Below are 21,677 nucleotides of genomic sequence, written 5' to 3'. Positions count from 1 at the left end.
AGGGTGTCCAGAAGAGGAATGGCTCAGAGTGACGCGCACCTTCCCGGTTCTTCATAAAAATGCGCTGCTTTTGCCCGGACGCCGCAGATTCCTGAAAGGGGCCAGCGCTCTTGCGGCCGGGAAGTTGCTTGATCCTTTTGCCGCAAATGCCGCAGCGCCAGTTGCTACCCTGCTTCCAGTCAGGGAAGAAGACGCTCTGGTGGCATTCGGGCATACAGGCCCGATCACGGATGGCGGGTGGAGTACTGCTCACGACAGAGGCGTGCAGGCTGTCCAGAAGGCGTTTCCAAAACTGCACACGGTCTATGTGGAGAGCGTGCCCTATTCCGCTGACGCCACCCGTATTTTTCGTCAGTTTGTGGCGGAAGGTGCGAATATGGTGTTCGGCACCTCGAATTATGGCGATTTCATCAAGGATGTGGCCGACCGCGCGCCTAATGTGGCGTTTCTGGAATGTGACGGCACGTCCGTTACTGGTAATCTCGGCTGGTATTACATCACGCACTGGTATCCGAGCTACATCATCGGCATCGCTGCCGGTCTTCTGACAAAAACAAACAAGCTTGGCTATGTCGGGACGTTTCCGATCCCATCCGTTTTCGCCAGCGCAAACGCCACGCTTCTTGGCGCACAGTCGGTCAATCCGGCCTGTACGATGCAGGCGGTGTCCATCAATTCATGGTTTGATCCGCAGGCCGCCACACAGGCCGCCAGTGCTCTTGCAGACAGTGGATGTGACTTTCTGTGCGGGATCACGGACGAACCGGCCTATCTACGGGTCGCGGAAAGTCGTGGTCTGAAAGCGGCCATGTGGAATCTCGATATGCGTCGTTTCGGTCCCAATGCTTATGTCAGTGGCGTGGTGCTGGATTTCGCCTCTTTCTATGTTGAGCAGATCCGGGCGCGGCTGAACGGCACATGGAAAGCCGCCGGGAACTTTCTCACCCTGGCGCATGGCGTTGACCGTGATGCATGGGGACAGACGGTTCCCGAAAACATCAGAACACAGGCGGATGCGATGCGTGATCGGATACTTGCCGGATATTCGCCTTTTCAGGGGCCGATCCGCGATAATAACGGCACCATCCGTATTCCGGCGGGCACGACCATGGACGACATGGCAATCTACCAGTGGGACTGGGGCGTGCAGGGGATGACGGGCCTTGGTTGATCCTGTGAAAAATCGGAGCGGCACACCACCGGTTCTGCAACTGCTTGGTGTGTCCAAATACTTTCCGGGCGTGATCGCCAACGAGGACGTCAATCTGGATGTGCGCCCGGGAGAAATCCTCGGGCTTCTGGGTGAAAACGGCGCGGGAAAATCGACCCTGATGAATGTCGTGACGGGCATTTATCAGGCGGATGCGGGCGAGATCATTCTTGACGGTTATGGCGCGGAGTTTGCGACACCGCAGGATGCCATCCGAGCAGGGATCGGTATGGTGCATCAGCATTTCAAGCTGGTCCCGGCCTTCACTGTGGCGGAAAACATCCATCTCGGCTGGAGCGAGACGCCCAAACGCACCTCCCGTGCGGTATTGGAAGCGCGGACACGCGAACTGTCGGAACGCTTTGGCTTTCCGGTTGACCCTGCCGCTCGGGTGGAAACCCTCTCCGCCGGAGAGCAGCAGCGCGTGGAAATTCTGCGCGTTCTGTCCCGTGAGGCACGGCTGCTCATTCTCGATGAACCGACCGCCGTTCTGACACCGCAGGAAACGCGGGAACTGTTCACGGCGCTGCGGGCCTTCCGGGCAAAAGGCAACGCCGTGATCATCATCAGTCACAAACTCGATGAAGTGATAGAGATTACGGACCGGGTGACGGTCCTGCGGGCCGGACGGAATGTGGGAACGTGGGAGACGGCCGACTGCTCACCGGGCATGCTGGCGGCGACCATGGTGGGGCATGACATCCAGCGGCAGGATCTGCACGCCCGCTCCCCGGAGGCCGCCCCGATCAGTGCGACGCCGGTTGTCAGTCTGCGCGAGGTGACGGTCCGCAATGAGCAGAATGTCGCGACGCTTTCCGATGTGACGGTTGATATTTTCGGTGGTGAGATTTTCGGAGTGGCGGGCGTTGCCGGAAATGGCCAGCGCGAGCTGACGGAGATTCTGACAGGGCTGATCACACCGTCGGCGGGACTGGTTCTGCTGGACGGACAAGCCGCGCCATCCGGGGCTGCGGCCTTCGCAAAAGCCGGTGTGGGACATATTCCGCAGGATCGCCTGAACAGCGCATTGGCGCCGTCTCTCGGGATCACGGACAATATGGCGGTGCGGGAATATGACCGGCCACCGGTTGGAAGCGGTGTTCTCTATCGAGCCGCAGCCGCTCGCGCGCTTGCCGAGACGATCGCCGACGTGGCGGAGGTGCGTATTCCGGATTTCGCCATGCCTGTGCGCAATCTTTCCGGAGGCAATCAGCAGCGCCTTGTCGCGCGTCGGGAAATACGGATCGCCCGGCGACTGCTGGTGGCGGCCTATCCCAGCCGTGGTCTCGATATTGGTGCGATTGCTTCCATGCATCGTTATTTCGCTGATTTGCGGGATGAAGCTGTGGCGGTGGTGATTGTCTCGGAAGATCTCGGGGAACTGCTCAGCCTGTCCGACAGGGTCGGTGTTCTCTGTGGAGGACGCCTGATGGCGGTTGTAGAGTCCGCGACCGCCGACATCGAACAGATCGGTCTGCTGATGGGGGGGCGAACCAGTCCCGATTCGGCCCCTGCGGAGGCGTTATCATGAGCCGGTTTCAGCGTTTCCCGACAGCCTCGGCCCAGAGGATTCTTCTCTGCCGATGTGCAGCGCTGCTGATCGCGGTCGTCACGGTCAGCCTGTTGCTGGCGATGTCCGGGCGGAATGTCGGCGAACTGGCGCGTCTGGTGTTGATGTCCACCATTGGCTCACGGTTCGGACTGGAAGACCTCGCACTTTTCATGTCGCCGCTGCTGCTGACCGGCAGCGCAGTGACGGTGACCCGGCGCATGGGGCTATGGAATATCGGCGGGGAAGGGCAGTTCTATCTCGGTGCGGCAGGTGCAGCCGGAGTGGGGCTGTTCGTTCACGGTCCGGCGATTCTGATTCTGCCACTGATGGCGCTCGTGGCGATGCTGTGCGGGATGGTCTGGATTCTTCTGCCTGCACTGGCTCGCGCCTTCGCCAATGTGAATGAAATCATCACCACCCTGCTTCTGAATTTTGTGGCGAGTCTGCTGGTCTACTGGCTGGCGACCGGTCCGTGGCGTGACCGTGTGACCGGGGCATTGGCCTCAACGGAACGTCTGTCTGTGAGCATCCCGGATCTATGGGGCGTCGTGCATTGGGGTTTCCCCGTGGCGCTTCTGATCGTGGGTGGTCTCGCCCTGATCATGTCCTCCACGCGGTGGGGCTATGAAGTGCGAATCAGCGGGGCCAGCGCGGGCATGGCCCGGTATGCCGGTATGCCGGTCAAAGTGAGGATCATTTCGGCCATGCTTCTGTCCGGCGCACTGGCGGCGCTGGCGGGTATGTTCGAAGTGGCCGGGACGGTCCATCGCCTGCAGGGCGGCATGGCGGACAATTTCGGTTACCTCGGAATCGTGGTCGCTGTGCTGGCGCGTGGGTCCTGCCTCGCGGTGATTCCCGCCGCCTTCCTCATGGCGTTGATTCTCGATGTGGGAATCGTGCTCCAGACCCAGCAAATCGCGGCGACGGTGGTGTTGGCCATCACGGGGCTGGTGTTGCTGCTCGTGGCCATTGCCGATGAGTGTGCACATTATCGGGTCGTCGCACCGGCCACCACGGGACGGACGGCAAGGAGCGCCTCATGATCGAGATGCTGACAGCTCTTCTGACGACCGCCGTTCTGTCTGGCGGCGTTCTGGCCATCGCATCCGTGGGCGAAGTCATGGCCGAGCGCGTGGGAGTGACCAATCTCGGCGTGGAAGGGCTGATTTCGGTTGGCGCCGCCACGGCTGTTCTGACGGCGGTTTCAACCGGCAATCCCTGGCTGGCCCTGCTGGCGGCGACTGCTGCCGGAGCGCTGGGGGGAATGGCGTTCGCCTGTGCAGCGGTCCTTGTGCAGGCGAGTCAGGTTCTGTGCGGGCTGGCGGTGACCTTTCTCGGGGTCGGTCTGTCCGCCGTGATCGGTCACTCGGTGGCGGGGACGCCGGTCCCCGTGACGTTTGCGCCCGTGTCGATTCCTGTCCTGTCGGCATTGCCGATCATTGGTCCAGCCTTTTTCGCGCAGAATCTGCTGATCGTTCCTGCCTACATTCTGGTGCCAGCGGCCTGTCACTATGTGCTGTTTCACACACGTCACGGCCTGAACATGCGCGCCGTGGGTGAAAACCCTGCCGCAGCCGACGCAGCGGGGATTCCGGTTCGCGCGATCCGATTCTGGTATGTCACGCTCGGCGCGGCTCTGGCTGGCGCGGCAGGGGCCTATCTCAGTCTGGCGGTCATTCCGAGCTGGTCGGAAGGTATGGTGGCCGGACGCGGCTGGATTGCGCTCGCTCTGGTCATTTTTGCCGGTTTCAGGCCGTTCAATGCGGCGGCAGGAGGGCTGCTCTTCGGTCTCATCAGCGCCATCGGATTTCTGGGGCAGGCAAGGGGATGGCCCATTGCCGCACCGGTCCTGAACATGCTGCCCTATCTAGGAACGTTGGCCTTTATCATGTTGCCTGCCGTGTTCAGAAGGAAGCGTCGTCGCGGCGGAGAGGCTCCTGCGGCTCTGGGGCTGCCTTACTTCCGGAGCGTGCGGTGAAGCTTTTTCCAAAAAGCTTAAGAGAACGTCGCCTTTTTGGAAAAAGGCGATACCCAAAAATTTTTATCTGTTGCGGTCCGTTAAGTGGGAGAGACCCTTTTCCAAAGAAGTGCCCCCCTGCCGAATGGTCATGCCGGTATGACGGGGTGGGGTGTTCCCCTCAGCGGTTTCCCGTGCTTGCTTGCCACCCAGCAATAGGTTCAGGGGTAAATCCATGGTTCAGGGCGACTCTTCCTCCACGCTACGGGTAGGGCTTGTAGGGTGTGGACATTTCGGACGGTTTCACGCCCTGAAATCAGCCGCAGCGCCTAGAGAGACGCTGGTAGGACTGTTCGATCCGGACCAGATGAAAGCCGAAACGCTGGCCAAGGAAGCCAACACAAAAGCGTTCGATGATCTCGATAAACTGCTGTCTCAGGTCGAGGCCGTGATCATCGCGGCACCGGCTGAGTTACATTTCACTCTGGCCATGCAGGCGCTCCGGGCAGGGAAGCATGTGCTGGTCGAGAAGCCGATGGCGGCGACTCTGGAAGAAGCCGACGAACTGGTCACGCTGGCTCGTAATGCTGGAAAGGTGCTGCAGGTCGGACATCTGCTTCGCTACTCGGCGGAATACGAGGCCATCACGGCGCGAATCAAGCGTCCTCTCTATATAGAGGCCACCCGCATTGCGCCGTTCAAGCCTCGCGGCACGGATGTGTCGGTGATTCTTGATCTGATGATTCACGATCTCGATCTGATTCTGGCGATTGTCGACAGCCCCATCGCGCAGGTCGATGCGATCGGTGCGGCCGTCAGTTCCGAGCACGAAGACATCGCCAATGCCCGGGTGCGATTCGAGAATGGCTGCGTAGCGACCATCACGGCCAGCCGGATTTCCCTCAAGACCGAGCGCAAGATGCGGCTGTTTTCTGCGGAAGGCTATCTGTCCGCCGACTTCGGAAAGCGTGAACTGGTGATGATCGGGCGCGAGAAGGGGATGCCGTTGCCGGGGACCGGGGGCTTCCGACGGGAGGCGGCGTCGTGGAAAGAGCACGATTCTCTGGAAGCCGAACATCGAGCCTTCGCAGCCTCCTGTCTGGATGGCGCTCCTGTGAAGGTGGATGCGCATGCCGGGCGTCGCGCACTGGAAGCGGCTCTGGCGGTAGGGGATGGCATCGCAGAATCGCGGCAGAGAATGGAACTCTCGGGCCTGATCGGTGATCTTTCTTCCTGAGAATGGGAGAAAGAAAAGCGACCACGAAACAGGCCTTTCGGACGCCATAAGGTTTCTGTAAGGAAAGGCTTGCATCGAACTGATTTTAAGAACAAAAAAAGAACGAAATTGCCTTGAAATGGGCACTCCAGTTTTGTTTGGCGGAAAGCCGCCGGGTTTGGTTCGTCAATACTTTTTTTGTGCTTTTGCCCTACATCTTGTGCTAGCAGTTGGTCTGCATACAGCATATTGTGTCCCCATAACGCGGGACGAAATGTCCGTGTCCTTGATTCTACTAAAATTGCCTGAGTGCACGGAGCAACCTGAGTGAGCCTGACTACAGACATGTCTGACACCCTCTCCGGTTTCCCCGCCAACCATTCCGAGGATGAAGGTTCTCTCTTCGAGCCCGATATGCTGGACGATATCGTGCAGCTTCCCGGCCATCATCCTGTTCGCGTGGATCGTTCCCGTGATGCGCTGCTGACCGACTTCGGTCGCGCCACACTGGATAACCGTTATCTCCTGCCGGATGAGGGCTATCAGGATCTCTTTGCCCGCGTCGCGTCCTATTACGGGGCGGATGCTGCTCATGCACAGCGACTCTATGACTACATTTCCCGTCACTGGTTCATGCCGGCAACGCCCGTTCTGTCGAACGGTGGCACAAGTCGTGGATTGCCGATTTCCTGCTTCCTGAACGAAGCCTCGGACAGCCTTGATGGCATTGTCGGCCTCTGGAACGAGAATGTGTGGCTGGCGTCCCGTGGCGGCGGCATTGGTTCCTACTGGGGCAATCTGCGCTCCATTGGCGAGAATGTCGGCCGTAACGGCAAGACATCGGGCGTCATCCCGTTCATCCGGGTGATGGACAGTCTGACGCTCGCGATTTCTCAGGGTTCGCTGCGTCGCGGTTCCGCTGCGGTGTATCTGCCGGTCTGGCATCCGGAGATCGAGGAATTCATCGAGATTCGTCGCCCTACCGGTGGTGATCCGAACCGTAAGGCCCTCAATCTTCATCACGGTGTGCTTGTCACGGATGCGTTCATGCGCGCCGTGGAAGCTGATGACCAGTGGGCGCTTCTGTCTCCCAAGGATCATACGGTCATCCGTAAGGTGTCGGCGCGGTCGCTGTGGATTCGTATCCTGACCGCTCGCATGGAGCAGGGCGAGCCTTACATCGTCTATTCCGACCATGTGAATAATGCCCGTCCGGAGCACCAGAAGCTGGCTGGTCTGGAGGTCAAGACCTCCAACCTGTGTTCCGAAATCACGCTACCGACGGGCATTGATCATCATGGCAAGGATCGCACTGCGGTGTGCTGCCTGTCCTCGCTCAATCTCGAGACGTGGGATGACTGGCACGACAATCCGCAGTTCATCGAAGATGTGATGCTGTTCCTGGACAACGTGCTGCAGGACTTCATCGACCGTGCGCCGAAGGAAATGCATCGCGCCGCCTATGCTGCGATGCGTGAGCGTTCCGTTGGTCTTGGTGTGATGGGCTTCCATTCCTTCCTGCAGGCACGAAAAGTTCCCTTCGAAAGCGTCATCGCGAAAGTCTGGAATCGCAAGATTTTCAAGCAGATTCGTGAGCAGGCAGATGCGGCGTCCAAGGCGCTGGCCAAGACTCGCGGGCCTTGCCCTGATGCCGCCGAATATGGGTTTGAGGAGCGCTTCTCAAACAAGCTGGCTATCGCGCCGACGGCGTCAATCTCCATTATCGCAGGTAATGCCAGCCCCGGTATCGAACCGATCACGGCGAATGTCTTCCTGCAGAAGACATTGTCTGGATCGTTCTCTGTCCGTAACCGGCATCTGAAAAAGCTGCTGATTGAGAAAGGGCAGGATACAGACGATGTCTGGTCATCGATCACTCTGAATCAGGGCAGCGTGCAGCACCTCGATTTCCTCACGCAGGATGAGAAAGACGTCTACAAGACCGCTTTCGAACTCGATCAGCGCTGGGTGGTCGAACATGCGGCTGACCGGGCGCCGTTCATCTGTCAGGCACAGTCCGTAAACCTGTTCCTGCCTGCGAATGTCCATAAGCGCGATCTGCACCAGATTCATTTCCAAGCATGGAAAAAGGGCGTCAAATCGCTCTATTACTGTCGCTCCCTGTCCATCCAGCGTGCCGACACGGTGAGCAACGTCTCACAGAAGCATGAGATGGATCTGAAGCCTCAGGCAGAGAGTGGTGCGGCAGGACCGAGTAATTATGAGGAATGCCTGTCCTGCCAGTAAGGTAAGACGGAACCTAGCACGCCGTCTGAACGGGTGTGAGCGAAAGCCGCTTGCACCCGTTTTTGATGTTCTTTCGCGGATGAGAAAAGCGTCGGTGAGATAAAGGCTTTTTATTTTATATTTCTGGAAATTCAGCCGCTGTAGCGTTATCAGTTCTAGCTGAAATGCCGTTGCGCTTCTTTCCGATCATCCTTCCAGACAGCAGGTGCCGTGATGACGACGCAGGAACATGAGAAACTCGATCTTCTGACCGCCAATCCGGTCTACAAGCCGTTCCGCTATCCGTGGGCTTACGACGCCTGGCTCACGCAGCAGCGCGTTCACTGGCTGCCTGAAGAAGTGCCGCTGGCTGATGACGTGAAGGATTGGCATCGCGTTCTCAACGACGGCGAGCGTCATCTGGTTACACAGATTTTCCGCTTCTTCACGCAGTCCGATGTGGAAGTGAATAACTGTTACATGAAGAAATACAGTCAGGTTTTCAAACCGACTGAAGTGCTCATGATGTTGTCGGCGTTCTCGAATATCGAGACGATCCACATCGCCGCCTACAGCCATCTCCTTGATACGATTGGAATGCCCGAAAGCGAGTATTCCATGTTCCTGAAATACAAGGAGATGAAGGACAAATACGATTACATGCAGACCTTCTCGGTCGACAATAAGCATGAAATCGCAAAAACCCTTGCTGCTTTCGGAGCTTTTACCGAAGGGCTTCAGCTTTTTGCTTCCTTTGCCATCCTGTTGAACTTCCCACGTTTCAACAAGCTCAAGGGCATGGGGCAGATTGTTAGCTGGTCGGTCAGGGACGAGACGCTGCACTGTCTGTCTGTCGCGCGTCTGTTCCGGACATTCGTTCACGAAAATCCGGAGATCTGGACGGATCGGCTCAAGAGCGAAATCACCGAAATCTGCGAGACCATCGTCGAGCACGAAGACGCCTTCATTGATCTGGCGTTTGAAGCTGGTCCTGTGGAAGGTCTGGATGCTGATCAGGTCAAGGCGTACATTCGCTTTATCGCGGATCGCCGTCTGGGACAGATTGGTCTTGACCCGATTTATGGTGGTCTTGAGCGGAACCCGCTGCCGTGGGTGGATGATATGCTCAATGCTGTCGAACACACGAACTTTTTCGAGAACCGGGCGACGGAATATAGCCGGGCTTCGACGGCAGGAACCTGGGAAGAGGCGTTCGAAACGGACGTTTTCGGCTGAAGGCTGTTTTGTGACAGCTTTCAGACCATGAGTCATAAAAGTTTCTGGATACTGCCTTTTTCCAAAAAGGCAGTATTCTCTAAAGATTTTTATGATTTGCAAGGGTATTCATACCCGCAATTTTGAAACCATGCGGACAGCATTGCGCAAATGGATTACGGACGCAGATGTGATGATCTGGCGGAAACCGGATCAGTAGCGGATGACAGGGAAAGAACGAGCCGCAACGGACGCACTCTCACGCGTCGCCTGCTGGTGGATGCCCATTTTGCTTGCGATTACGGCGAGTTCGATGTTGCGCGTGGTCTTCTTGAACTGGCAGAGCGCGTCATGATCGGACGCAATGAACACCAAGGCGCATCAGGACGTCGGTTGCTGGAGCAACTGGTTCTGGGGTTTGAGCGGGTCTGGGAATTGGAGCATCGTGCATTGGAAATGCCGTCTCCGCTCGATCAGGTGCGCTTCGAAAGTCTTCGGGCGATGTTGCTGCGACCGGGAACAGACCAGACCTGTTCAGACATTTCCTGAATGGAAATGGACCGGTTTTTGATCTGAAGTCATAGAGAAAGTTTTTGGGTGCTGCTCTTTTTAAAAAGCTTCCCCAAAAACTCTCTCAGTTTTCAGCAAGAGCCTCTTCTTCCATCCCGGCGTCATCGGCAGCAAGCTGAATGGGCGTCGGAGGGACGATCGAACGGCGGTTGAAGAAGCAGTAGACGGTCGGGACCAGCGCACAGAGCGAAAGCAGGAGCGGCCCTACAATGAAGGCAGCACCAGCACCGTATAATCCGAAATTCTGGGTCATATAGACCAGTGCTGCGATGTAAGCGCCTGTGCCGACAATATGGGAATAGAACAACGCCTTCGGACGACCCGCCATATAGAGCAGGGATTCCATCGGGAAGGCGCTAAGAGTGATGACCAGCGCAGGGGCCATCATGATAAGAAGACTGGCTGACTCCCGATATTTCTTGCCGAAAAGCGAGACAACAGGATGGCCGAGCAGCATGATCGCCAGAGCGACAGCCAGCCCGATACAGCCGGCTAGAAATCCGGTCTTCAGCGCCAGCTTCCAGGGGCGTGTCGTGTGCGGATCAAGCCGCATGATTTCCGGATAAAACCCTTTTTCCATCAGTGTGGCGGGCTTGGTCGCGGAATTGATAACTGATGTGGCGATCTTGTAGATGCCGACCGCCGCTGGTCCCAACATGCCACCGACAATCACGTTACTGATTGGCTCTTTGCCGACAGCCAACGTGGTGTTCAGGTTAGTGGTCCAGATGAAGCTCCAGACTTTCGGCAACTTGCGCGGAGCGGCAAAAAGGCTCGGACGCAGGGCGTCAAGCATTCTGTGACGGTCAAGCACAACCACAGCCATGCCCCACAGCACGAGATCGCCTGCAATGTCCGCGATATACCACGACAGCAGATAGGCAGGCATGCCCAGCCCGGAAATCCACGCCAGAACAGCGCCCAGCGAACGTATCAGCGGTGTGGCGATCTGCTGAATGCTGAGCAGGTCAAAGCGATCCAGCAGGCGCAATGCTCCGGCGGGTGTGGCGCAGGACATGGTGGGGATCAGCGTGCAATAGGCGATGGCGAGCGGAATATGCTCCTGCTTCACGCCAAATTTCGTGCCGAAAAAGAACAGGGCCAACATGGCGCCGATCATGCCGATTACACCCGCGACGGCGTCAATCGCACAGGCGAAGCGGATGGCGAGGCGCGCGGGCAGGGTGTCGCCACGGGTCAGGGCGGGCGCGCCATAACGGATGATCATCTGCCAGCTCTGGGATTTCGTCAGCGCAGACGCCCCCAGCGCGTAGGCGTGAATCAACATCACCGTGCCAAACAACTCGGCGCTCAGGCCGCGTCCTGTGCAGACCAGTCCCAGAAGGCCGATGATGCCGCCAAGCAGTTTGGTGGAAGCAAGTTGTCCTGCTTTTTTGACGACGGACCGTAATATCCCGTCATTAAACCAGTTTTTCACAGCCAATGATCCGAACGATATCCTGCTTCATTCCGAACCGGGTGCGCTGTAAACCCGGTATTGCCGTGCTTCATGACGGGTGAAGATCGCAGACGCAACAGGAAACGCCGTTCCTCTCTGTCTGACGACCTGTTCAGGGCGCGCCGAGAACAAGGGGACGACACAGCTTCGTCACCTCTTCCTTGACCTGCGCATAGGGCGAGCGGGCGTCGATCGTCACGATCGGTGCGCCTCCAAAGGTCAGCTTCTGGGTGGCGGCCACTTTCGCGGTGAGCGTCGCCAGATCATGATCCGGTTTCCGGCTGAGAGCCGTTTGCGGATCGACATCCAGCTTGATCACAAGGTTCGGTTTAATGGCGGCCATCTTCTGGTAGAGCCGCAGTTCACTCCGGGCGAGCGCCGCGACAAGGCGACTGCCGGGACGACCGGCGGACAGGCCGGGACCATCATAGAATGCCGGGATCTCGGTCTGGGGATAACGGTCTGTGATGACTGCGATACCGTGCTTCCGGGCATTCTGCATTTTCAGAAAACGACGATACCGGAGCAGCGAGAACCCATACACGACAAGTGCGGTCACCAGACCGGGGATTTTCTCGCCTTTGGAGCGGGTCTTCTTGGCCTTGCCGGTCAGCAGTTTCTCCAGAGCCGGTCCGATCAGCGGAATGGTGCCGATCTTGCGGCCCAGATCACCGGAGCCCAGACCAAGATAGAAGGTCTGGGTGGGTCGGACCTGATTGAGCTGTGCTGCGAGTTCATTGGAAATGGCAGTTTTGCCAGCACCGTCGCAACCAATCAGGGCCACGAGCGGCGCGAGCGATGCCTTTTGGGCGCGGGCTGACCGTGGGGCAGCATAAGGCTGCGAACCGCTGTTGGTCTGGCTCATCATGCTGTCTGTCCATCCGAGGCTTGCGCCCGATGCCGGATAAGAGCTTCCGTGATGGCGCTTTTGGCCTTTTCCAGCACGACATTCAGTGGTTCTGTCGCATCCAGATCCAGAATGGGCGCACCGTTGAAGCTCAGTTTTGGAACATCCGCAATCTTGCGTTCAAGCGAGGTGAGGCGGTGGTCGGGCTTGCGGGATACGGCTGTTTCAAGATCGACATTCAGACGGATCACCAGATCCGGAACGGTGCTTGCCATCCAGTCATAGAGACCCCGTTCCTGCATCGTCAGGAACTGCACGACAGCACTGTTGCGTGGAGAAAAGGTCAGGCTCGGTCCGTCCATCGGTCCCGGCACGGCGACCTGCGGATAGCGGTCTGTGAGAATGCAGACACCCTGCCGGTGCAGTCGGAGCATACGGCGAAAGCGGATGACGCGGCGCATGGAGAGCGCGAACATGACCAGAGCCGGGAAGAATCTGATCCTGCGATTCTGGCGGGCGCTGCTGGTGACCTTGACGATTCTGCGGTCTGCTTTCTTGCCCACGAACGGGAGGCGGGCGATCTTGCGGCCCAGTTCTCCGCTCTGTTTTCCAAGATGGCAGAGGGCGGTCGGCTGCGTCTCGCGCATCCATGCCAGCAACGCTGTGCCGACGGTCGATTTCCCGCTGCCATCCGAACCGACGACAGCGATGATGGGGCCTGAGATAGCCATAAGGGAGCGGTACGTCCTTTGATGCGGCTCAGGATGAGCGGCACTGTCTGTCATCAATTATACATATGACCGTGTAACAGAAAAATATCGGCCGTCATCTGTCGCTGTGTGGAGGCTGTTCTGACGGACGTGAAGGCCAGCGTAATACCGGCTCCGTTCTGCCGTCAGCCGGAGGTATGTCGCCGGTCCGGGTGGGAGGCGGTGACTGCCGTGAGAAGGTGGGTTCCTCTGGGCGACCTGCGTTGTGCCACGGCATCCGTCCCACTGATCGGTCCACAGGCGGGGCAGCGGGAGCCTCCCGTTCCACACGGGTTGCACGGAGTTCTGGCGGGCGCGGCGGACCGGGTTCGTAGGCGTCGGAAGCACGCAGGGGAGAGGTCGAGCCGAAGGATGGAGACGTCCGTTCCCGCCGCACGGAAAAAGGTTTTTCAACCGGCGCAGGTGCTTCCTTGGGAAGATCTTCCGCAGGCGTGACAGGTGTGCGCGGAGCAGTGTCCTGAGCGGGTTGAACAACATCCGGAGGCAGGAGTGGGGAGGGAGCCATTCCGGTCGCACGGGGGCGTGGCGCGGAGACAGGCTGAAATTCCGGAGAGGAAGTCGGTGCTGCAGCAGGCGGAATCCACTCTTCCTGTGGCGCCGATGCCTCCGGTTTCCTGCGCGCTGCCGTCTGCTCCGGAACGAGCGCGCCGACACGCATGGTCAGAACGCGGAGATCGGCCCTCGCATCCTCAAGCTGCAATGCGATTTCAGACAGCCGTCCTTTCACACCGTAAACGGCGAAAGGCATCAGTAGAAACGCTACGATGACAATGATTCCAAGACCGAGCAGCAGAACCTGCGCCCAGAGTGGCATCCAGTCGGGAATAGCAAGAGACATTGTCAGACAAACGCTCCGGAAGACATTTCTGGCGTCCCTTTACGTCAGAACGCCGGACTTTGCATCATCGCGTAATTTGGTCGGAAACGCCAAGATTAAGATGGGTGTCACCGTGCAATCAGAAGCACGTCGCGGGGGCGACGTGGCGCTGTCTGCGAAGAACGTTTGAGTGGACTAAGCCCTGAGCTTCAGGAGAGGATCAGCTGCCCCTGTAGGTTGAATAGGCAAACGGCGCGACCAGAAGAGGCACGTGATAATGGCTGCCCGTCTTGCCTTCGCGAGGGGCTGCAATCCCGAAGACGATCGGCACGGTATCGAGAAATGGCGGCTCACTCAGCGTAACACCTTCCTGGCGGAAATAGGGGGCGACCGCAAACTCCAGCCGGTAAGAGCCGGGCTCCAGTTCACCGAGCGATTTTAGTTCCGGGCAGCGTCCGTCCTCGTTGGTGACGCCTGCGAACAGGATGGTCTCACCCCGCCAGAGCGTGACCGACATGCCGGCGGCAGGCCGACCGCTGACCTGATCCAGAACGTGGGTTGAAAGACTGCTCATGCTTTCGTCTCCAGTGTCTTCAGAACATCGCGGCAGCGTATGGCGGCGATCTTGTCGATTTCCGCCAGTGCGGCCCGGCGTTCTTCATCGGCAGTGTTGCGCGTCCGACGCTCCATCTCATTGAGAATATGGTCTTTCTCGCTGAGCCGGACGCAGATGATGAAGGGCATATCGAATTTTGCCCGATAGACTTCATTGCTCGCCGTGAAGCGGGCATGTTCGGCTGGTGTCAGACGATCAAGCCCGGCGGAAGACTGCTCGTTCTGCGAGGCCGCGGTCAGTGTGTCATCAACCCCGACCTTACGCGCCAGTTCGGGATGCTCACGGATCAGCAGCATCTGGGCGGCAGACGGCGCTTTCGCAACCACATCCCGGAAGGCGGCAAGCAGCGCGTCCTCATCCTGAAAAGGCCGCGCCTTCCATGCTTGCTGCGCGATCCAGGGCGAATGTTCGTAAAGCGCGCCGAACAGTGTGGTGAAGTCGTCCTGATTCAACGCATTGATATGGGCAAAGACAGAGTTCATTCCGGAAAGACCTTGAGCCAGTGACGGGCGATATCGATGCGTCGCGCGACCCAGACCCGGTCATGCTGCCTCACATGGTCAAGGAACCGCGCCACGGCCCGCGCCCGTCCCGGCCGTCCGGCAATGCGGCAATGAAGCCCGACGGACATCATCCGGGGATGAGTGGCTCCTTCCTCCCACAGCTGATCGAATGTATCGCGCAGATAGCGGAAGAACTCCTCGCCCTCTGAAAAGCCGTTATACGCCACGATCTTCATGTCGTTCACGTCGAGCGTATAAGGCACGATCAACTGGGGCTTTCCCGTTACGGATTCCCATGTGTGGTCATAATAGGGGAGGTCGTCGGCGTAGGAATCGGCGTCGTAGACAAAGCCGCCTTCTTCGGCGATCAGTCGCGCCGTGTTCGGGCTGGTGCGGCCCTGATACCAGCCCAGCGGACGCTTGCCCGTCAGCGCCTGCTGGAGCGCAATCGCACGCTGGATATGGTGACGCTCAACTTCTTCAGGCACGTCCTGATAATCGATCCACCGCAGACCATGCGAGGCGATTTCCCAGTCCGCCTTCATCATGGCGAACACGGCTTCCGGATTGCGCGCCATCGCTTCGGCGACGCCGAAGACCGTGACCGGCAGCTCGCGTTCCGTGAACAGACGATGCAGACGCCAGAATCCGGCGCGGGAGCCGTATTCGTAGAGGCTTTCCATCGCCATCGCCCGGGCGTCGGGAATGGAGCGTGCGCCGACCATTTCGGACAGGAAGGCTTCTGATCCAGCGTCACCATGCAGGACCGAGTTTTCAGCCCCTTCCTCATAATTGATGACGAACTGCACGGCCACACGGGCCTTGCCGGGCCATTCCGGGTCCGGCGGGTTCCCGCCGTAACCCACCATGTCGCGGGGATAAGCGCTCATGCGTCGTGCGCTTTCAGGGCATCTGGAAGCACCTTGTTCCATGCGATCAGTGCGGCATCCACACCCGCGCCTCGTGGGGTGGCATAGCCTTCCGCAGCCAGAACGCTTTCCAGTGCGCCGAGCGTCAGCAGTACCTTGTGCTTCATGGCGTTGTAACCCATCGCGCCAATCCGCCAGATCTTTCCGGCCAGCGGCCCGAACGCCGTGCCGATCTCGATCTCGAAATCCTCGCGCATCCGGCGACGTACCGCCTCACCATTCACACCATCCGGAATCCACACGCCGGTCACGTTCGTCATGCGGTATTCGTCATGCCCGAACACTTTCAGCCCAAGCGCCCGAAGTCCCGCCGTCATGGCGGCTCCGGCAGCACGATGACGGTCGAAGCGGTTTTTCAGCCCCTCTTCCAGCATCACGCGTCCGCACTCACGTGCGCCGTAGAGCATGGTCGTTGCTTCGGTATGGTGGTTCAGACGCTTCTCCGACCAGTAATCCATGACCATGGCCAGATCGAAGTAGTTGGAGCTGATCCGCGCTCCATACCCATCGTCGGCATCCGCGCCGCGAATACCTTTTTCCACGTGACGACGGCTGAAGATATGCTCGGCAGCGCGGTCGGAAATCGTGATGGGTGAGGAGCCCGGCGGCCCTCCCATGCACTTCTGAAGTCCGGCCGTGACGATGTCCAGGCCGCAGCCGTCCACATCCACCGGCATGCCGCCGAGAGTGGCGGTCGCATCGACATAGGACAGCACGTCATATTTGCGGCAGAGTTCGCCCAGACCTTCAAGCGGCTGCGCCGTTGTGGTGGAGGTGTCGCCGTGGATACAGGCGAAGACACGCGGCTTGTGTTCCTTGAAGGCGGCCTCGATGGCGTCCAGTGAAGCGACCTCACCCCATTCCAGATCAATCGTGCGGATGTCCGCGCCGATCCGTTCCGCGATTTCGGACAGCAAAAGACCGAACCGTCCGGCACGCACGATCAGCACCGTCATGCCGGGTTCCAGCAGCGAGACCAGCGCCGCCTCGATACCCGCCCGCGCCGTGCCGTCGATCAGGAACGTCCAGCGGTTCCGCGTCATGAACACTTCGCGATAGAGTTCCATCGTCTCGTTCATGTAGGTCGTCATCTCGGGATCGAACTGCCCGAGCATGTCCGCGCTCATCGCCCGCAGCACACGCGGATGCACATTGACCGGCCCCGGCCCCATCAACAGACGCTGCGGCGGATCGATCTGGCCGAAAACTGGCACGGTCATGCGGAATGTCTCCCTTGGGTCTTGCTGTAATCGTCGGCGAAGAGGCGGACAAAACGGGTCAGGGCGGTAACGGCCTCGCCCACGTCGGCGGGTAGCACGGCTTCCGCCGGGTTGTGGCTGATGCCTTTCTCGCAGCGGATGAACAGCATTGCCATCGGCGCCAGCCGCGACATGATCATCGCGTCATGGCCCGCGCCGCTGACCAATACGCGTGCAGGCTCGCCGGTCACGTCCTGAACGGCTGTTTCCATCAGCGTCATGAGATGCGGATCACAGGGGGAGGGATCAAGATTCTCGCGCGGGATGATCTCGATCTCGACACCGCGACGTTCAGCAATGTCTTTCAGGGCCGCAAGAATTTCATTCACAGCCCTGTCGCGTGTCGCGATGGTTCCGGCGCGGGCATCGATGGTAAAGGTGACATCACCCGGCACGACATTTGCCACGCCGGGCCATGTGCGCAACAGGCCGACCGTGGCCACAAGCCCATCACGATCCCCGCCCGCCATGCCGATGCGCTCGATGGCCAAAACCATTTCCGCCGCTGCCGTCAGCGCATCCTGTCGCAGCGACATCGCCATGGTGCCGGCATGACCGGCCATGCCATGCACCCTGATCTCGAAACGCCTTTGCGCGGCAATGCCGCTCACCACACCGAGCGCCCGTCCTTCGGCTTCCAGAACCGGCCCCTGCTCGATATGCGCCTCGACATAGGCCAGAACGCTGTCTTTTGGGCGTCTGGCCGCCGCCATGCCGCGCGGCGTCAGTCCCACGCGGGCCAGAGCCTGTTCGACCGTGAGACCGTTGCCGTCACGAAGTTCGGCAAAAGCCGCGACAGGGTCATCTTCTTCCAGAACACCGGCGATGGAGCGGGTGGTCAGCATGGTGATGGGAAAGCGTGAGCCTTCCTCATCGCCGAAACCGACAATCTCGATGGCGAAGGGAAAGCGTTCGCCTCTTTCATGAAATCCGGCGACCACTTCCAGCGCCGCGATGACGCCGAGCATACCGTCATAGCGCCCGCCATCCCGCACCGAGTCCAGATGCGAGCCGAACAGCAGCGCGGGCGCGTCCGGCATGGTACCTTCATAACGACCGATCAGGTTGGTGGCGGCGTCCTGCCTTACCGTCATGCCCGCCTGACGCATCCAGTTCGAGATGGCTTCCACCGTGGCGATGAACCCCGGACCAAGCCATGGGCGATAAAGCAGATCGATTTCATCGCTGAAAGGGGAAACGCCGAGCACATCACAGCGGGCGACGGCGCGTTCGCCAGCCGCCGCGCCAGAGTCGTCCGTCATGGTCCTCACCATGCCGCGACCCCGCCATCGCTGCGTGGATCGGTCGCCCCTTCAATCACGCCATTCGGATGGCGGACCAATGCTCCGGCATGTCCCATCATGGACGTGAAAGGCGCGACCCGCTCAATGGCGTGTCCTGCTGCGCCCAGTTGCGCGATCAGTTCTGGTGCGAACCGGTCCTCATATTTCAGGGTCACGCTTTCCTGTCCCCATGTGCGCCCCAGCAGCCAGCGCGGCGCGGTGACGGCGGCCTGAAGACCCATGTCGTAACGGGCATAGCGCGAGAACACGGCGGCCTGCGTCTGCGGCTGTCCTTCGCCGCCCATCGTGCCGTAGACCATCACGCGTCCATCATCGAAGCGGGCTGCAGCCGGGTTCAGGGTATGGAACGGCTTGCGACCGGGCCGGAGCGCGTTCCAGCCATCTTCTTCAAGACGGAAACTGGCTCCACGATTCTGCCAGACGATGCCGGTTTGCGGCAGCACGACGCCGGAGCCGAATTCGAAATAGGTGCTCTGGATCATGCTCACGCCTACACCGTTCGCATCGACCGCGCCCATCCACACGGTATCGCCCGCCTGTGACGGGTGCGGCCACGGGGCGGCGCGCTGCGGATCAATGGCGGCGGCCATGGCGTCCAGTGCGGCTGGATCGTCCAGCAGATGCTGTGCTTCCACGGTCATATAGGCCGGGTCGCCCACATGCGTGTCGCGGTAACGGAAGGCCTGCTTGGTCGCTTCGATCAGTCCGTGAATATGCGCGAAACTCTCACCTTCATCGGCTTTCAGTCTGTCGAAGAGTGCGAGGATGAGCAGGGATGCAACGCCCTGTGTCGGCGGGGCCATATTGTAGAGCGTCGCGCCCTTGATGGGCACGGAGAGCGGAACACGGACCTGCGCCCGGTGCGTTGCGAGATCCTCCGCACTGACCGGACTGCCCGCGCAGGCAAGATCGGCAGCGATACGGCGCGCGACGGAGCCGGTATAGAAATCCTGAAGGCCAGACACAGCCAGTTCGCGGAGGGTCGCGCCGAGGGCCGGATTGCGAAGAATGTCGCCTTCTTCCAGCGGACGGCCTTCGGGTTCGAAGATGGCGGCATAGCCCGATACAGGTGCGAGTTCAGTGGATTTCTCACGGGCCAGCGCGGCTCCGCCCGCTGTGACAGGAACACCGGCTTCGGCATGGTGAATGGCTTCGGCAAGGATCTGTTGCAACGGCAGCACCGACCCGTTGGCTTTTTCTGCCAGTTCCAGCGCCTTTGCCCAGCCGGACAGGGTGCCTGCGACCGTATTGGCGGCCAGCGGTCCACGCCATGGCACGGTCTTGTGACCCGCCTTGCGATACAGGTTCAGATCGGCGGCCGCAGCGGCGGCTCCGCAGGCGTCGATGGTCTCGGTACGTCCGTCGGGCCATGTGATGAGCCAGAAGGCGTCGCCGCCGATGGAAGTCATATGAGGATAGACGACGGCGAGGGCTGCGGCGGTCGCCACGACGGCCTCAAGAGCCGAGCCGCCATCACGAAGAATGGCAAGGCCTGCCTGTGACGCCAGATGATGCGGTGCGGTAACCATGCCGCGCAATGAACGGGCCGTATGCAGCATCCTGCAGCCACCTTTCCTGTTGTCTATGGATCAGTTTTTCGTAGGACCAGATGTAACTTGAAAAACCTCTTTTTGCCAGTTGTCGTCAGGGATGCCGCGCATGCATTCAGCAGTAAGCCTGCCATTTCATTGCAGTCACACCGGAATAGGCAGTTTTTTTCGACGCCGAAACGTCATTGCCGTTATTCCGGTATCGGCTGATACGACAATCGTCCCAGCCAGAAGCTCAGTCCTTGTCGTGCCCCCAGTAGGTCACGTCCATACCGTTTCTTTCGCACTCGCGAGAGATGCGAAGTCCGGAGGTGGCTTCAAAAACGCGACAGATGACATAGGCGGGCACAGCAGACAGCAGGATTACGGTGATGATGCCAATCAACTGAAAGAGCGGCGTGATATGGGCATGATCGAGCGCATAGGGCGCAGGCAGATCGGTAAAACCGCCGGTTCCAGTCCTCCAGTGCAGGAAACCGCCCACCAGTGAACCGACGATACCGGGACCAAAGGCAAGCGGCGCCACTTTCGGCTCATCAATGCGCAGATGCACGAGCGCACGGGACACAATCACGGCAAGGATCGGCCCGATCACGCCAAAGGCAAGGCTTTCCATAGAACCGGCAACGTCAAAAACGGTACCGGTCATGACAGCCCCGGCGATGGGACCGAAAAACACCCAGACCGGTTCTCTCAGAAGCGCTGCCAGAGCGGCCCCGCTGACACCGCCGCCGAGCAGGGCGAGGAACACGTTTTTCAGCACGATACCCAGTCCGGTCGGGACCATGGTGATGCCGTAAACAGTCTTCCCCGGTGTAATCCATGTCGAGCCAAGGGCAATGAGCGGGATCGCCATGAAAACGAACAGCGCCCCGGAGGCGATATTGCCGTAATTGCTCGGTTTCGGCTGCACCCCTTCAGGGTCGGGGATAAACACACCGGCTCGCGGTCCCATCCGCCATGCCGTCACCAGCGTCCATGTGCCGGTAAAGACGTAAAGCGCGACGGCTCCTTCAAAATCATGCAGACCATTATTGGTGAGAGGCGAAAGCGGCCCCCATGTCAGATACGCTGCGAGCGGGCAGAAGATGAGACCTGTTGCAAGTGACATGACATAAAGAGGTGCGCTGCGTATCCGCTCCACCGTTCCGCTGTGAATGAGAGCGACGGTCGCCATGGCGAAGGTTACGAAGAAGACCGAGAAGACCTGCTGCGTATCAGCACCGGGAACCAGTTTCGGGTCCTGCGCCAGAGCGGGCGTGCTCATGGCGGCACTTCCGGGCCACCAGTCAATAAAGGCCTGCAAGAACGGATGTGGCGTGCCGAAGGCGGTATAGAATTGCCACTGCCAGATGGCGTCCCCCACAAAGAACGTGGCGAGACCACCGATCATGCAGGTCGTTATTTTCTGCACCCAGCAATGCAGGACATTGTTTTTTCGGACCAGACCGGCATCGACCAGACCAAGGCCGATCAGCACCAGGATCACACTGACGGCGCTGACGACATAGATGAATGCGGACAGAATATTGGCCGTCGAAACCTGTTCAGGAAACATGAGTGAACCTTTATGAAGCGCCGGACTGTCCGGTATGGAGCTTTCTGTAACGCAAAGGCTCTATGCGCAACGGGTGACTGTCAGGCTCAAGCGTCGCTGGACCGGATGGGTTCCAAAGA

The 21,677-nt window shown here is 59.4% G+C and carries 19 protein-coding genes; 8 read left to right on the top strand and 11 right to left on the bottom strand.

From position 1 onward, the window contains the following. Positions 1-28 precede the first annotated feature (28 nt). The 8 genes from B3759_RS01340 to B3759_RS01305 all read left to right on the top strand — a co-directional run bounded on the left by B3759_RS01340 (position 29) and on the right by B3759_RS01305 (position 9,925). Entirely contained in the window at positions 29-1,171 is a 1,143-nt protein-coding gene (locus tag B3759_RS01340; RefSeq protein ID WP_408736432.1) for a BMP family ABC transporter substrate-binding protein, read from the top strand. Beyond that, positions 1,164-2,741 carry an ABC transporter ATP-binding protein gene (locus B3759_RS01335; protein WP_291362902.1) on the top strand — a complete coding sequence of 526 codons (1,578 nt, stop codon included), beginning with the start codon at positions 1,164-1,166 and terminating at the stop codon, positions 2,739-2,741. The genes B3759_RS01340 and B3759_RS01335 overlap by 8 nt, the downstream gene beginning before the upstream one ends. Next, complete coding sequence (locus tag B3759_RS01330; RefSeq protein WP_291362901.1) at positions 2,738-3,805, top strand: ABC transporter permease; 1,068 nt, start codon at positions 2,738-2,740, stop codon at positions 3,803-3,805. The genes B3759_RS01335 and B3759_RS01330 overlap by 4 nt, the downstream gene beginning before the upstream one ends. Next, positions 3,802-4,740: an ABC transporter permease gene (locus B3759_RS01325; RefSeq protein ID WP_291362900.1), complete on the top strand. Its 939-nt coding sequence runs from the start codon at positions 3,802-3,804 to the stop codon at positions 4,738-4,740. Before B3759_RS01330 ends, B3759_RS01325 begins: the two co-directional genes overlap by 4 nt. Positions 4,741-4,954: 214 nt before the next feature. Then, a complete protein-coding gene (locus B3759_RS01320; protein ID WP_291362899.1) occupies positions 4,955-5,956 on the top strand; it encodes a Gfo/Idh/MocA family protein in 1,002 nt (333 codons plus the stop codon). A 324-nt stretch (positions 5,957-6,280) separates the two neighbouring features. Continuing rightward, positions 6,281-8,182, top strand: a complete 1,902-nt coding sequence (locus B3759_RS01315; protein ID WP_291363235.1) for a ribonucleoside-diphosphate reductase subunit alpha — start codon at positions 6,281-6,283, stop codon at positions 8,180-8,182. A 213-nt stretch (positions 8,183-8,395) separates the two neighbouring features. Then, positions 8,396-9,397 (top strand): ribonucleotide-diphosphate reductase subunit beta, encoded by a 1,002-nt coding sequence (locus B3759_RS01310; protein WP_291362898.1) that lies wholly within the window; start codon positions 8,396-8,398, stop codon positions 9,395-9,397. Between the two features lie 150 nt (positions 9,398-9,547). Next, positions 9,548-9,925 carry a hypothetical protein gene (locus B3759_RS01305; RefSeq protein ID WP_291362897.1) on the top strand — a complete coding sequence of 126 codons (378 nt, stop codon included), beginning with the start codon at positions 9,548-9,550 and terminating at the stop codon, positions 9,923-9,925. An 85-nt stretch (positions 9,926-10,010) separates the two neighbouring features. On the opposite strand, the gene B3759_RS01300 is transcribed toward B3759_RS01305, so the two are convergent. From B3759_RS01300 to B3759_RS01250, 11 genes are all read right to left on the bottom strand, one after another. Then, positions 10,011-11,384, bottom strand: coding sequence for a lipopolysaccharide biosynthesis protein (locus B3759_RS01300; protein WP_291362896.1), 1,374 nt, complete (start codon positions 11,382-11,384; stop codon positions 10,011-10,013). A gap of 133 nt (positions 11,385-11,517) precedes the next feature. Further along, complete coding sequence (locus tag B3759_RS01295) at positions 11,518-12,273, bottom strand: hypothetical protein (protein ID WP_291362895.1); 756 nt, start codon at positions 12,271-12,273, stop codon at positions 11,518-11,520. Then, positions 12,270-12,983, bottom strand: a complete 714-nt coding sequence (locus B3759_RS01290) for a nucleoside triphosphate hydrolase (RefSeq protein WP_291362894.1) — start codon at positions 12,981-12,983, stop codon at positions 12,270-12,272. The genes B3759_RS01295 and B3759_RS01290 overlap by 4 nt, the downstream gene beginning before the upstream one ends. Positions 12,984-13,077: 94 nt before the next feature. After that, the gene (locus B3759_RS01285; RefSeq protein WP_291362893.1) at positions 13,078-13,860 is read right to left on the bottom strand and encodes a hypothetical protein; all 783 of its coding nucleotides are present in this window, start codon (positions 13,858-13,860) and stop codon (positions 13,078-13,080) included. Between the two features lie 199 nt (positions 13,861-14,059). Continuing rightward, positions 14,060-14,413, bottom strand: coding sequence for a hydroxyisourate hydrolase (uraH, locus tag B3759_RS01280; RefSeq protein WP_291362892.1), 354 nt, complete (start codon positions 14,411-14,413; stop codon positions 14,060-14,062). Then, positions 14,410-14,937: a 2-oxo-4-hydroxy-4-carboxy-5-ureidoimidazoline decarboxylase gene (gene uraD / locus B3759_RS01275; RefSeq protein ID WP_291362891.1), complete on the bottom strand. Its 528-nt coding sequence runs from the start codon at positions 14,935-14,937 to the stop codon at positions 14,410-14,412. The genes uraH and uraD overlap by 4 nt, the downstream gene beginning before the upstream one ends. After that, positions 14,934-15,848 carry an allantoinase PuuE gene (gene puuE / locus B3759_RS01270; protein ID WP_291362890.1) on the bottom strand — a complete coding sequence of 305 codons (915 nt, stop codon included), beginning with the start codon at positions 15,846-15,848 and terminating at the stop codon, positions 14,934-14,936. The genes uraD and puuE overlap by 4 nt, the downstream gene beginning before the upstream one ends. Next, positions 15,845-17,107 carry a pyridoxal-phosphate-dependent aminotransferase family protein gene (locus B3759_RS01265; protein WP_291362889.1) on the bottom strand — a complete coding sequence of 421 codons (1,263 nt, stop codon included), beginning with the start codon at positions 17,105-17,107 and terminating at the stop codon, positions 15,845-15,847. The genes puuE and B3759_RS01265 overlap by 4 nt, the downstream gene beginning before the upstream one ends. Continuing rightward, positions 17,104-18,408, bottom strand: coding sequence for an allantoate amidohydrolase (locus tag B3759_RS01260; RefSeq protein WP_291362888.1), 1,305 nt, complete (start codon positions 18,406-18,408; stop codon positions 17,104-17,106). The genes B3759_RS01265 and B3759_RS01260 overlap by 4 nt, the downstream gene beginning before the upstream one ends. Positions 18,409-18,413: 5 nt before the next feature. After that, on the bottom strand, positions 18,414-20,009 hold the full coding sequence (locus B3759_RS01255; protein WP_291362887.1) for a gamma-glutamyltransferase family protein: 1,596 nt from the start codon (positions 20,007-20,009) through the stop codon (positions 18,414-18,416). Between the two features lie 226 nt (positions 20,010-20,235). Continuing rightward, the gene (locus B3759_RS01250) at positions 20,236-21,558 is read right to left on the bottom strand and encodes an ammonium transporter (protein ID WP_291362886.1); all 1,323 of its coding nucleotides are present in this window, start codon (positions 21,556-21,558) and stop codon (positions 20,236-20,238) included. Positions 21,559-21,677: the final 119 nt, after the last annotated feature.

This window comes from Acetobacter sp. UBA5411, from assembly GCF_002409645.1.
Taxonomy (GTDB): Bacteria; Pseudomonadota; Alphaproteobacteria; order Acetobacterales; family Acetobacteraceae; genus Acetobacter.
Note: the sequence above shows the minus strand (reverse complement) of the source record. Positions and strands in the feature narration are given on the sequence as shown.